General features: G+C 39.4%; 10 protein-coding genes. 5 read left to right on the top strand and 5 right to left on the bottom strand.

Annotated features, from left to right (window positions below; translation table 11 throughout):
- Positions 1-121: 121 nt before the first annotated feature.
- Genes G3O08_RS03590 through G3O08_RS03570 form a run of 5 tightly spaced genes read right to left on the bottom strand, consistent with a single transcriptional unit; the run spans position 122 to position 3,492 of the window.
- Entirely contained in the window at positions 122-373 is a 252-nt protein-coding gene (locus G3O08_RS03590; RefSeq protein ID WP_163283309.1) for a hypothetical protein, read from the bottom strand.
- On the bottom strand, positions 373-1,422 hold the full coding sequence (gene mltG / locus G3O08_RS03585; RefSeq protein ID WP_163283308.1) for an endolytic transglycosylase MltG: 1,050 nt from the start codon (positions 1,420-1,422) through the stop codon (positions 373-375). The genes G3O08_RS03590 and mltG overlap by 1 nt, the downstream gene beginning before the upstream one ends.
- Complete coding sequence (locus G3O08_RS03580; protein ID WP_163283307.1) at positions 1,415-1,939, bottom strand: GNAT family N-acetyltransferase; 525 nt, start codon at positions 1,937-1,939, stop codon at positions 1,415-1,417. The genes mltG and G3O08_RS03580 overlap by 8 nt, the downstream gene beginning before the upstream one ends.
- Positions 1,932-2,714 carry a diaminopimelate epimerase gene (dapF, locus tag G3O08_RS03575; protein WP_163283306.1) on the bottom strand — a complete coding sequence of 261 codons (783 nt, stop codon included), beginning with the start codon at positions 2,712-2,714 and terminating at the stop codon, positions 1,932-1,934. The genes G3O08_RS03580 and dapF overlap by 8 nt, the downstream gene beginning before the upstream one ends.
- Positions 2,704-3,492, bottom strand: coding sequence for a hypothetical protein (locus G3O08_RS03570; protein ID WP_163283305.1), 789 nt, complete (start codon positions 3,490-3,492; stop codon positions 2,704-2,706). The genes dapF and G3O08_RS03570 overlap by 11 nt, the downstream gene beginning before the upstream one ends.
- A gap of 156 nt (positions 3,493-3,648) precedes the next feature.
- On the opposite strand from G3O08_RS03570, the gene G3O08_RS03565 reads away from it, so the two are divergent.
- From G3O08_RS03565 to G3O08_RS03545, 5 genes are all read left to right on the top strand, one after another.
- Positions 3,649-5,097, top strand: a complete 1,449-nt coding sequence (locus G3O08_RS03565) for a Do family serine endopeptidase (RefSeq protein WP_163283304.1) — start codon at positions 3,649-3,651, stop codon at positions 5,095-5,097.
- A gap of 333 nt (positions 5,098-5,430) precedes the next feature.
- Positions 5,431-6,294, top strand: a complete 864-nt coding sequence (locus G3O08_RS03560; protein ID WP_163283303.1) for a sigma-70 family RNA polymerase sigma factor — start codon at positions 5,431-5,433, stop codon at positions 6,292-6,294.
- Positions 6,295-6,362: 68 nt separating this feature from the next.
- Entirely contained in the window at positions 6,363-7,835 is a 1,473-nt protein-coding gene (locus tag G3O08_RS03555) for a glyceraldehyde-3-phosphate dehydrogenase (protein WP_163283302.1), read from the top strand.
- 369 nt (positions 7,836-8,204) lie between these two features.
- On the top strand, positions 8,205-12,071 hold the full coding sequence (locus G3O08_RS03550; RefSeq protein WP_163283301.1) for a DUF7948 domain-containing protein: 3,867 nt from the start codon (positions 8,205-8,207) through the stop codon (positions 12,069-12,071).
- Positions 12,068-13,360 (top strand): T9SS type A sorting domain-containing protein, encoded by a 1,293-nt coding sequence (locus tag G3O08_RS03545; protein ID WP_163283300.1) that lies wholly within the window; start codon positions 12,068-12,070, stop codon positions 13,358-13,360. The genes G3O08_RS03550 and G3O08_RS03545 overlap by 4 nt, the downstream gene beginning before the upstream one ends.
- Positions 13,361-13,383 lie beyond the last annotated feature (23 nt).

Raw genomic sequence — 13,383 nt, 5'->3', positions numbered from 1 at the left:
TTGTTTTTGTTAAGTGTTTATTTTTCAACGATCTAAATATACAAAAACACTGTATTTTACCTTTCTATTTTTAGAACTATTTTTCGTTAGTTATTGACAGTCAAGTTGTTAATAATCGAACTCAGGTTATTAAATCATTCCATTTGCCAATTTTATATCCAAAAATTCCAACGTATCGGCGGTATTGCTTTTTTTGAATGTTTATTTCCACTCCGGAAGATGCCAGAACTAGTGCCACCCCAACCACAAGGCCGATTAATGCCGGAAGAAAAAACAAAGAAATGATACCTGAAAAAATAGCGAGTAAGGTTCCCTTAATCAGATAATTAAAAGAAATTCCCTCCGAAATAACAACATTGGTAGTAGTAGACATTATTTGTAAATTTTACGCTGATTAAGGGCATTTTGAAATGCCCGCGCATTGCGAATATGCTCTGTATGGCTTTTCGCGAAAGCGTGATAACCACTAAAATCTGCTTTCGCACACATATAAATATAATCGTTGTCTTCGGCATTGAGCACAGCATCTATGGCCTGCTTTGTAGGTATATTTATTGGCCCCGGTGGAAGACCACTGTTTATATATGTATTGTAAGGACTCGCAAAGCTAAGGTGCTTGGTAAGTACCCGGTTAATATTAAAATCGCCGACTGCATAAACCACTGTCGGATCGCTCTGAAGTCGCATTCCGCGGTTTAACCTGTTTAAATACAATCCGGCTATGGCTGCCCGCTCTTCGGGATGAGTTTGCTGCTCTGCCTGTACAATAGAGGCCAACGTTGTAACCTGACTTTGACTTAGCCCTTGAATTTTTGCACTTTGAATACGCTCTTCCGTCCAGAATTTCTTGTATTCACTGGCCATTCTTTCCAAAAATTCATCTGCATCGGTATCCCATTCTGTATAATAGGTATCGGGCAGAAACATGGCTTTAAAGGTTTCGGCACTAAAGCCATACCGCCCAATTACTTCAGGATCGGTAAGCTTGTCTAAAATAGAGATGGAGTCTGCTTCAATATTGGCGGAAGCCTTACCTGCCAACTCTTGCAAGGTGCGCGCGTGATTCAAAACAATCTTTACTTCTTCTTCGCCATTTCCAGCCCGTAAGTGATTTACCAAATCGTTGGCATTTATACCGTTTTTGAGGGTATACTTTCCTGGTACAACCAAGCCGCCATCATAATTTTTGCGTTCCATAACCCATTTTACGGCTTTGGGCTTTTTTACAATATCCATAGATATGAGGGCATCAAAAACATTATCTTGACTCCAGCCAGTATGAATATAAAATGCGACAGATTCCTTTTTCATGTTTAATACAGGACCGAAAACGAGCCGATAATAATAAAAACCAACCAAAAGAACTGTGACCAGAAACATCAGGAAACCGAAAGAAATAATTCGTCTTTTTCGCTTAGCCATTTTCTCTTATCTTTTGCATGAGCACTTCATCGTAAAATTTTCCTTCATACGCAGTCCAGTCCTTTTTAACGCCAATTTTCTGAAAACCGTATTTCTCAAAAAGAGCCATACTTTTGGGATTGTCGAGAAGCACATTGCAATAGAGCTGATGCAAATTGAGCACCTCAAAACAATAGTCTATTATGATGTCAAGCACCTGGCTCCCAATTCCTTTTCCTCTATTATCGGGATCTGCAATTAATATGCCTATACCGGCTCTTCTATTAGCAAAATCGCAATCAAATAGGTCTATGGTTCCCACGGAAACCCGATCTGGCTTGGTTTCAATAACCAATCGCAACTGCTTGTCTGAATACACATCTGTTACCGAATTAATGTAATCGGCAAGGACATATTTACTGTATGGCGATATGGTATGCGAAACTTTCCAGTTAGCCCTGTCATTTTCCCAAATGCTAAGCAGGTTTACATCGCCAATTTCAAGCGAGCGGAGTTTTATTCTTTTGTTTTCAAGCATCAATCTGTCCGGAAAATACAAATTTGGCTGGTCCTTCTAACCATATATTTCTAAAATGTGCTCCATCGCGCTGAAACTGAACCGTTAAATTTCCACCTTTTGTTTCTATTTCGGCTCTGTTTTCAGCTTTCTCTTCCAGATTCATGGCGAGGCCGACAGCCGTAACGCCTGTTCCACAAGAAAGGGTTTCATTTTCAACACCGCGCTCATAAGTTCGAACTCTGAAAGAACCACTATCTAAAATTACGGAAACAAAATTTACATTGGTTCCTCCTATGGGGATAAAAACAGCTTCATTGCGCCATTTTCTACCCTCATTTAGCACATCAACCTTATCGGCATTTGGCACCCGAATAATAAGATGTGGCGAACCTGTATCGATAAACCAATGTCCGCTATGCTTTTCGGGATTATGCACATCGCGCATTTCTATGGCAATTAAATCGTGCGAAAGAACCTTGAATTTATGTACGCCATCTGTTGTTATAAATGTTCCACTCGTGCTAGCAAATCCGCTTTTATGCGCGTAATGAACTGCGCAGCGGCTTCCATTTCCGCAAAGACTTTTTGACCCGTCAGGATTGAAGAAAATCATTTCAAAATCAGCGTCAGCTGAATTTCTAATGAGCATAAGGCCATCAGAACCAACCCCAAACTTTGCGCTGCAGATGTGCTTAATAAGCTTAATATCGTTTTCGGGGAATTCCTCATTACGATCGTCGATAAGTACAAAATCATTGCCCGTACCCTGATATTTCTCGAAATTAATTTTCATACATCAATAAATAATACGTTAGGGTCGTGTCTTTCACGCTTTCAAAAGAAACGTTTTTAGCCGTTTCATCTAAATTGTAAATCTTCTGATCAACGGCAAAATAATATTCGCCGAGGTAGAAATAAATAACTATAAGTGTTTCTCTTTCAACACCGTAGAGCATTAACTTCCTGCGATTAAATTTATATCCGCGATAGTTTACCGGCGAAAACCATTTTTCTACAACGATTTGCTTCGAGACTTGCTCGAGATTCAGGCTCATTCTTTCTTCGATAACCGCTAGTACAGAGTCGCGCTCATCTTGAATATCAGGCATTTTCACTTTTACGATTTCGGTTTTTAGAATACGCTCTTTATTAAGCGTTACATCGCTATTTGAGTAGTTTACATACTCATTCTCCTCTTCTCCGCTCGATTCTTCAACCCATTCTTCTGTAATTTCTTCTTCGGAATCGGTTTGACGTGAATTCATTTCTGTCGTTGACTCCCACTCCACTTCGGTTTCTTCGTTTGGCAATGGCAATTCATTTGTGGCAGAATCAGGCAAACTCGAAATATCTGTTGAATCGGCATAAGCACTATCGATACCGGCAGTAAGATCGGGCGATGAGAGTGAATCTTCAACCTTGGCAATAGCATCTGGTTTAGGTTTCTTCTTAAAAATTGAAGTGCGCGTCTTCTCATCTTGATCCGTATTTGTCTCACCCTGTTTGTTTTCACAGCTTGCGAATAGGATTAAACATGCCACGAAGGCAATAAAAGTGACAAATTTTCTCATTGTTTGACGCATGGACAAAATGGAATGCAAATTGCACTGTAATTAACTCTGTTTTCCGCAGTATATAGGCTTAACACGAATTAACAGCACAAAAGTAAGAAATTGCGGGCAGTGAATGTTTAAAAGACGAAACCTTTAATTTAAAGCAAAGATAAAATGAAGCAGCTATTTAAATTTTTTCTCGTGGCGATTCTCGGTGGTATCGTATCCCTCGGTTTGTATTCTACTTTTCTAAATTCAGATCTTAAAATGTCTTCTTCGGGAGAGAAACCACAAATTCAATTTACTAATTATACTTCCAGTCCATCAGTTCCTCTTGAAAGCATTGATTTTGTAAGTGCCGCTCAGCGAACAGTAAATGCAGTGGTGCACGTTACCACAACTTTTCAATCGCAGAAGTATTACAATCCCTGGAGCCAGATTTTTGGTGGCGAGAAATATTATTCTCAGGAGCAAAAAGCATCCGGATCGGGAGTAATTATAAGTGACGACGGCTATATTGTAACCAATAACCACGTAATTGACAATGCGGCAAATATTGAAATCAGTACTAACGACAACCGAACTTATACGGCTACACTAATAGGTACTGACCCGGCAACAGATATCGCCTTGTTGAAAATTGACGAATCAGATCTTCCGGCCATTACATTTGGCGACAGCGACAACTTACAGGTAGGAGAATGGGTGCTCGCTGTGGGCAATCCGTTTAATCTTACATCTACCGTTACAGCAGGCATTGTTAGTGCAAAGGCTAGAAATATCAACATCTTGCATTACAACCCTACCGATGAGATTTTTCCGCTTGAGTCGTTTATCCAAACAGATGCCGCGGTAAATCCCGGAAACAGTGGAGGCGCGCTTGTAAACGGACGTGGGGAGCTGGTGGGAATTAACACTGCAATAGCTTCGCGTACCGGATCGTACAGTGGTTATAGCTTTGCAGTACCTGTAAGCATTGTGCAGAAAGTTACTGCCGACTTACTTGAGTTTGGATTGGTTCAGCGCGCTTATATTGGTGTAAACATCAGCAATATAGATCAGGCGTTGGCAAAGGAAAAAGATTTAAAAACCCGGGAAGGAGCCTACGTCCGAGGGTTACTGCCAGATGGAGCTGCCGCTGATTCCGGAATTGAAGAAGGAGACATCATTACCAAAGTGCAAGGCTTTGGCGTAAACAATGTTACTCAGCTTCAGGAGCAAATAGGCAAGTACCGCCCTGGCGACGAAATTGAGGTTTTAGTGCTGCGCAAGAACAATATCAAAGAGTTTACTGTTGTGCTGAGAGACCGCTACGGAAATAAAGAGTTAAAGAAACGTGATAAAGAAGCAGTCAATAGAATTTTTGGTGCCAAATTGGAATCATTGAGTACCGAAGAAAAAGGTAGGCTTAAAATTGCAAATGGCGTTAAAATAACAGATCTTGAAAGCGGAAAATTAAAAAATGCCGGATTGAGTGCAGGATTTGTAATAACGCAAATTGATAAGCAACCGGTAAACACACCCGAAGACGTAAACCGGATACTTAGCTCCAAACGAGGAGGCGTTCTGGTTGAAGGATTGCATCCGGATGGAAAGCCTGATTACTTCGGTTTTGGAATGTAATAAATTTGGTGACACGGTTAGATAACTGCGTAAAATTCCAGCTATCGAACTCAATAAATATAGTCCTTAAAAAGTCTTTTGAACCAAATTTCAAAATAAAAACCTGCGAGATATACCCGAAATCGTAAACATCGATTCATCATTTATTTTACGCATATCTCATTTTATTTTGAACAATGTAAAGCGGCAGCAACTTAATACTCTGTCGCTTTACATATTTAATATTGGAATTTCAAACTCAAATCTAATTCGGTAGTTTGTATTTGAAGTACCATTGACGTATCTTTGCGGTTTGATAGCCGCTATTATAAACCCTTACTTAGGAACAATTTTATGAGACAACTTAAGATTACCAAGAGCATAACCAATCGCGAAAGCCAGTCATTAGACAAATACCTTCAGGAAATAGGCCGTGAGGACCTGATTACTGCGGAGGAAGAAGTTGAATTGGCACAGAGAATTAAAAAAGGTGACCAGGCAGCATTGGAAAAACTCACACGCGCTAACCTGCGTTTTGTGGTATCTGTCTCCAAGCAATATCAAAATCAAGGCCTTTCTCTTCCTGACCTTATTAACGAAGGAAACCTTGGATTGATTAAGGCTGCACAACGATTTGATGAAACCCGTGGTTTCAAATTTATTTCTTATGCCGTATGGTGGATTAGACAATCTATTCTTCAAGCACTTGCAGAGCAATCGCGTATTGTTCGCCTTCCACTAAATCAGGTTGGAAGCTTGAACAAAATAAATAAGATGTTTGCCAAGCTAGAGCAGGAATACGATCGTCCACCTACCGTGGAAGAGATTGCAAACGCGCTTGATATACCGGCAGAAAAAGTAGCTGACTCGCTTAAAGTTAGTGGTCGCCACGTGTCTGTTGATGCTCCTTTTACAGAAGATGACAGTTCGTCATTGCTTGATGTAATGATAAACAGCGACTCACCAAATGCCGATACTCAACTATTAAATGAATCTTTGGTTCAGGAAATTGAGCGTTCGCTGTCAACTCTTACTGAAAAAGAGCGCGAAGTAATTCGTCTTTTCTACGGTATTGGTATGAAACACGGCCTTACTCTTGAAGAAATAGGAGATCGCTTTGGACTGACACGCGAGCGCGTTAGACAGATTAAAGAAAAAGCTATTCGCAGATTGCGTCATTCGTCAAGAAGCAAACACCTAAAAGCGTATTTGGGTTAAACCCAATGTGTTTGGTGCGCCTGGAAAGTTGAATTATTTCAAACCACCTTATATAAACGTTAATAATCATGTCAAGTGATCTTTTGAGCGCAGGACGAGATACCTACAACAAGGAGCTCGAAACCTGGATTAGTAAAGAAAAAGCTGCCGTAGAACTTATCAGCGCAGTAGGACACCTACTTTATGACAAATCAGTAGAGCTTGTTCTTTTTCGTAACCACCTGGTAAATACCAGTGTGAGCGAAGTTTTAAGTCTGCACAAATATGCTGCAGACGTGGTTCAAAAACCAATTGATGTATTTGTAACCAGCGAGCTTGCACGAATCCTTATGGAGTTTAATCTGGCGCCTTCCAAAATAGATATTGGAAGACTTTCGGCAGAATGGATGGAAGAGAAAAACCAGCACGCTTCTAAACACGATTTTCTATTGTCAAAAATAGGAAGGTTCGTGGGTGAAGATCACGGCCAGAAATTTGAGCCACGCGATGTGGTTTTATTTGGTTTTGGACGTATCGGAAGATTGGCTGCACGCGAATTGATTCAACAATTCGGAAAGGGACACCAGCTTAGACTTAAAGCTATTGTAACCCGTAAGGTTACTCCCGAAGAAATCGTAAAACGTGCGGACTTACTCCGTATGGATTCTGTTCATGGCCCGTTTCCGGGATCTGTTCAAGCCGATATCGAAAATAATGCATTGATCATCAATGGTCAGATAATTAAAATGATTCAAGCAGAATCTCCAGATAAAGTTAACTACGAGGATTACGGAATTAGTGATGCCGTATTAATTGACAATACCGGAGCATTCAGAAATCGCGCAGAGCTCAGCCTTCACTTGAAATCTAATGGAATCAGCAAAGTAATTCTTACAGCTCCCGGTGGTGAAATTCCGAATATTGTTTACGGAGTAAACCACAAGGATCTGGATATTGAGAATGAAAATATTTATTCCGCAGCTTCATGTACCACCAATGCCATCAGCACTGTTCTTCAAGTAATTGAAAACGAATACGGCATTGAGAAAGGACATATTGAAACGGTACATGCTTACACAAATGATCAGAATCTACTTGACAACTTTCATAAGAAAGAAAGACGTGGGCGTTCTGCCGCTGTGAATATGGTAATTACTGAAACAGGTGCCGCCAAAGCTGTTACTAAAGTTATTCCGAAATTGGCTAATAAGCTAACTGCAAATGCAGTACGCGTGCCGGTTCCAAATGGGTCGCTTGCAATTATGAATCTTACTCTCAATAAAGCCACAAGTGTAGAAGAGGTAAATGCAGTAATGAAAGGAGCTGCTTTGAAAGGAGATTTAGTTAATCAAATTAAGTATAGCATTGAACCCGAATTGGTATCGAGCGATATTGTTGGCGACAGCTGCTGTTCTGTTTTTGACAGCAAAGCCACTTTAATTCACAATGATAAGAAAAGCGTAGTGCTGTATGTATGGTACGATAATGAGTTTGGTTATACCAAGCAGGTTATCCGACTGGCTAAATATATTGCCAAAGTACGCAGACTGCACTATTATTAGATAAAGCCTTTTGTAAAAAATTAAATCCCCGTTTTTCTTAGAAAAGTGGGAATTTTTTGTTGAAATTGTATTGTTGACCTCAAAGTAGTTGGAGTTTAAAATCCTTTGGGGTTGCTTACTCGCGCCATAATAAAAGGCAACTTTGAGATCTTTTAATTCAACCTTAATTTAAAAAGGAATCTACGCGCTCGGAAGAATACCGTTAAAACACCCAACCAAAAAGGGTGTTTTAACCCCCTTTTAGTTTAATTCATTTTCGTACCTTGAGGGCTCTTAATCAATTAAACCTTCCTATTATGAAACTACTTTCTACTATTATTTCTGCTAATCCAGGCAAAACATCTCTCTCTCTCTCTCTCTCTTCTAACTATGCTTTTCTGGGTTAATTCTGCATATTCCCAAACCGTTTTTGAAGATTGGATGACTACACGCGGCACCCAAAGCTATTTTTTAAAATCAGTTGTAAAAACAGACGCCAATAAAAACGTATATCAGGCAGGAGCCACCCTTTCTTCGCTTGGCGATTACGATGTTATTCTCACCAAATACAACCCGCGTGGAGAAGAATTGTGGACCGAAACCTACGACGTAGCCGGGTACGACGATGCTGCAATCGATTTATTTATAGACAATAATAACAATGTATATCTGGCAGGATCTACATTCAATCCTTCCAACAGCGGGTATCAGGTGCTGGTTTTAAAATACAGTTCTAGTGGTACTTTTCTATGGGATGATGTATATACATACCCAAACTCGCTTTACAATCTGGCAACTTCTATTACCGGCGATAACAATCGGATCTATGTAGGCGGAGCCACATACAATCTGACCAATCAAGCCGATTATCTTGCCTTATCGTACACCCATTCCGGAAGTATGAACTGGAATTATAGCTGGAATAATGTTGACTACAACGATGTAATTACAAAGATTTATCCTTCGGGAAATTCAATTTCACTCGCCGGTGGTACTCAAACCGACCCAAATAGCTGGAAGTATTCTATTGTAAATCTCGATGCATCGACAGGGAGCTTCCAAAATCAAACCACCTCAGGAGGAACGGGCGATGGAATAGATCGTATAACAGACCTTACCAGAGACGGGGCCGGCAATATCTACGTAACCGGTGGCGCGCTAAACAATACCGGCTACGATTTTAGAACCATTAAGCTTGACAATGCGCTTAATATCACCTGGTCTGTAAATTACAATAGTTCAGGAAGTTTTAATGATATAGCCAATGCGCTCGCCGTCGACCCGTCAGGAAACGTATATGTTACAGGATATTCAGAAAGTGCAGATAATGGCACAAATTATACCACCTTAAAATATAATTCTTCAGGCAGTCAGCTGTGGGCGGCCTCGTATAATGGAAAGGCAAATGCCGCAGATACTGCCAATGCTATTGTACTCGACGCCTCAAATCAACCTATAATTACAGGAGTTTCAGAAAATACGGCCAATGAAGATTTTCATACCATAAAATACAGCACTAGTGGAAATGAACTCTGGAATATAACCTATAACGGAGTAACCAATGGCCGCGACAATCCCTTTGATATTGCCATTGATAATGCAGGTGATGTTATCGTAGCCGGTCAAAGCGAAATTGGTGGTATCTATCGCTATACTTCCGTAAAATATATAGAGCGAAATATTGTAAATCCTCCCGATGAAGAAAACATTCCATCCTCGGGTTACTTTACGGAAAACAACGGACAGCTTGTTAAAACGAATGGGCAACAAGCTAGCGATATAAAATTTATAGGTGGCGCAGATTATCCAAAAGTCTATGTGCAAGACGATAAACTGTCCTATGTATTTCACGTAGCCGATTCACTTGCAAATGATACCCTTCACCGCATAGACATGGTATTTAACGAACGCAAAAAAAATCCGAAAATGCGCGCGCTCGACAAAATGGATTTTTACCAAAATTACTACCTGCCCACCGTGGCAGATGGCAAGCGAGAACGCGTTGAATCATTTAAAAAACTGATTAGCCTCGATGTTTGGGATAACATTGACCTGATGATTTCTCACAATAACAAAGGCTTAAAATATTACCTCATTTGCAAACCGGGATTTAGCACTGCCGATTTGGGTTGGAAATACGAAGGCGCAAGTTCTGTTTCTGTAAACTCCTCCGGAGAACTCGTTCTAACCTCAAGCATTGGCTTCGTAATTATGCCAAAAGGCGAAGCCTACGAAGTAAATAGTAGCGGTACGCGTATAGATAAAAGCTGGCAACCCACTTTTAGTGTAAGCGGAAGCGATGCATCGCTTGGTATTGGTTCATTTAATGCTAATAACACCTTGGTTATTGAGATTGATAAGGGAGTGGTGCAAGGAACAGGTGGGGTTGCTTCTATTGGGAATATGTTGTGGAATAGCCATTATGGATCAGGGTCCGAAAGCCATTTTAATGATGTGGTTACAGATAGTAATGGTCAAATTTATATATGTGGAGGAACTAAAGCAGGTAACTTTCCAGTATTGATCGGTCAGCAAGTATTAGCAGATTATTCCGGTGGATTGGATGTTATACTTTTAAAATTGAATGCCGATATAGTTCCTCAATGGTCGTCGTATTTTGGTGGAAGCGAAAATGCAAATGGATATGCAGGTAACGACAATGTAAAAGCAATTGCGTTAAGACGATTTGTACAAGATGCAGTTTTAAACGATGTGTACATCTGCGGTTACACCAATTCTGTTGATATGACAATTGCAAATAGCGGTGGAAATGCGGATGTAGATCCAACCAACAATTGTTCAAGTGGTTTATGTCTCGATGGTTTTATTGCTCAATTTGATCTGAATGGTACATTACACTGGTCAACATATTACGGCAATGATGGTGATGAAACCTTAAGAGATATTGAAGTAGATAACCTCGGAAATATTTATGCTGTTGGATCCAGGAATACCAATACGACAATTGTTCCGAAGTCAGGTGCTTCAAACTACTTTTCAGGTTCAGGATTATTTCTTAAATATAACGTTAACAAGAATTTGGAATGGTCAAATCCATGGGATGGTGAAGTTATCATGAGCTTAGATATTGATAGCGACAATAATGTTTATACTACCGGTGGCACAAAATCAGACAATATGCCGGTAATGAATACCGATCCCGGATTACCTACCACAACCTCCTTATATTCAACAGGGAAATTGGATGCGTTTGTAAATAAATTTGATGCAAATGGTCAGCTACAATTTTCTTCCTATTTTGGAGGCCATTGCCCCGAAGCCGGAAATTCAATTGTGGTCGATGATAACGACAATATTTACTTTGCCGGAAATACAAGAGCCGAAATTCCTGATTACACTTGTGTTGATAATATGCCTTTAATCAACTCAATATCTCCTAATAGTAATGGTTATAGTGATTTCTTAGTAAAAATAAATCTAAGCAGCGCAGCAGCTGATTTTCTCTTTAGCTCCTACATTGGGGGTAGCAATATTGACGGGGCTTTTCCAATTGTAGTTGGTGAACCCCTAGATTATATGAGAGTGAAACTTGCGGTATCAAATTCGGGTATTCTTTATCTCACTACTTATTCGAGAAGTGGCTACAGTCAGAATCAATTTGGTATGCCGTTGCCAACGAATCAACCTGACGGATTTTATGTAAAAGACAATTTAACAATAAGTGCAAACGAACCAAATGTTAATCTTGGCGACAATTATATTGCAGCATTCAATCAAAATATGCAGTTGATTTGGGCAACGTATCATGGCTCTAACAAATACGATTATTGTGGTGGAGTAGCTATTTCTGAAAATAATGATCGGGTTGTGGTAGTTGGAACAGGTAATCATGGGTTGAACGAGATGGATCTTAATACTTATGATGGTGTAGATTACAATCCTAGTGTTATAAATGATTATTACCAGCCATATATTATTTCTGAAACAACGCCTTGTGCGCAAGGGGTCATATTTGGTGTATCCGAAATTGATATACCACTTTCTAATAAGCATTTTTTAGAATCAGCATATAAGATTAAACTATGGCCCAATCCGTCAAGTAATCAGCTAGCAGTAAGTTTTTCTAAAACAATCCAGAAAATAGAAATATTTGATGTTTCGGGTAAACTTGTTCAGGCATTAACCCCAAATAGTTCAATGTTTTATATCGATACATCTCTATTATCTGCAGGAATATTTATAATTAAAATTTCTTCTGAAGATTATGTTTTCAACGAGAAATTTATAAAGCTATGAAAATCTTCATTTGTGTTTTCACAATAATGATATGCCCTTTAGCTAGTTTTGGGCAGTGGGAGATAGCGTATCAGGCATCAATAAATTCAAACGACCAAGACGTATATTTCTTAAATTCTGACACGGGTTTTGTTGTAGGAATTAGCAGCACGGATAGTTATGTTTTAAGAACACAAAATGGTGGTGCAGATTGGGATTCACTTGGGTTTTCTGATCATCAGTTCAGAACTATATTTTTTCCTTCGGCAGATACTGGTTACATATCTTGTTTCTATGAAAATCAAATATCTGTAATGCGCAGTATTAACGGAGGCGATTCATGGGAACGGATAGCCGAAGGTCTTGCGAGTGCTGTATCTATACCATATTCCATTTCCTTTTTCGATAATAACACAGGAATTATATCAGTACCAAGCTGGTCTGCTAAAACAATTGATGCAGGAGTCACTTGGTCTATTCTGGAAAATTTTCCAATGGGTGGAACTAGAGATGGAGATATTGATAATTCTACATTCATAGGGCTTGATGGAACTGTACTAGTATGGTCTCAAGATGAAGGAGATAGTTTTTTTTCGTATCTATTAGATTATCAAGGATCACATTCCTTCTTAAAAACGAGAGATTACAAATTCCTCTCTTCAGCTATAGGTAATGATGGGTTTACTTTAGGTTTTCAGACATTTAGTTTTGGGATTTTGACTATTGGAGATGTTATTCAAGAAAATTATATCATAACTTATTTTCCAGAGTTTAATCGTATTTTCGGAGTTAGTTGGCCATCTGAGAACGTAATGTATGCCGTTTACCGATCAATTTATGAGGAGGGAAACGAAGATATATTCTTCATGAAGTCTATGGACGGAGGCAATTCTTGGTATAAGCAAGGTTTAGATGAGACCGGTTACTATGGCACTAAGCAAATCTATTGTCCCAATGATTCAGTTTGTTATGCTGTTGGAGGTATTGGAGGCAGAATATACAAAACAACAAACGGCGGCGGCCCGCTTTTAGATGAGGTAGAACAAATCGTCCTTTCCGTAAAAGAAATAGATGATGATCTTAACTTTTCAATTGCACCAAACCCAACACAAGGGCAGGTAACTGTTAGATCAGAAAAAGAACTTATTAAAGAAATAAAAATCTTTGATCTTCAAGGCAAAGAATTGGTTCAAGCTTACCCCAATGATTTTATTGTGCAAATTGATTTGTCCAAATTTGAAAGTGGTGTTTATTTGATTCAAATTATGGCCGGTGATATAATACGAACTGGGAAAATTGTGAGGGAATGAAGAATTTTCAACCCATAAATCAC

The organism is Cryomorpha ignava (assembly GCF_010686655.1).
GTDB lineage: Bacteria > Bacteroidota > Bacteroidia > Flavobacteriales_D > Cryomorphaceae > Cryomorpha > Cryomorpha ignava.
Note: the sequence above shows the minus strand (reverse complement) of the source record. Positions and strands in the feature narration are given on the sequence as shown.

Bases quoted from the DNA above. Each gene is read 5' to 3' on its own strand.
- dapF (WP_163283306.1), bottom strand. From the start codon at position 2,714: ATGAAAATTAATTTCGAGAAATATCAGGGTACGGGCAATGATTTTGTA.
- G3O08_RS03580 (WP_163283307.1), bottom strand. From the start codon at position 1,939: ATGCTTGAAAACAAAAGAATAAAACTCCGCTCGCTTGAAATTGGCGAT.
- G3O08_RS03570 (WP_163283305.1), bottom strand. From the start codon at position 3,492: ATGAGAAAATTTGTCACTTTTATTGCCTTCGTGGCATGTTTAATCCTA.
- G3O08_RS03560 (WP_163283303.1), top strand. From the start codon at position 5,431: ATGAGACAACTTAAGATTACCAAGAGCATAACCAATCGCGAAAGCCAG.
- G3O08_RS03590 (WP_163283309.1), bottom strand. From the start codon at position 373: ATGTCTACTACTACCAATGTTGTTATTTCGGAGGGAATTTCTTTTAAT.
- G3O08_RS03565 (WP_163283304.1), top strand. From the start codon at position 3,649: ATGAAGCAGCTATTTAAATTTTTTCTCGTGGCGATTCTCGGTGGTATC.
- mltG (WP_163283308.1), bottom strand. From the start codon at position 1,422: ATGGCTAAGCGAAAAAGACGAATTATTTCTTTCGGTTTCCTGATGTTT.
- G3O08_RS03550 (WP_163283301.1), top strand. From the start codon at position 8,205: ATGCTTTTCTGGGTTAATTCTGCATATTCCCAAACCGTTTTTGAAGAT.
- G3O08_RS03555 (WP_163283302.1), top strand. From the start codon at position 6,363: ATGTCAAGTGATCTTTTGAGCGCAGGACGAGATACCTACAACAAGGAG.
- G3O08_RS03545 (WP_163283300.1), top strand. From the start codon at position 12,068: ATGAAAATCTTCATTTGTGTTTTCACAATAATGATATGCCCTTTAGCT.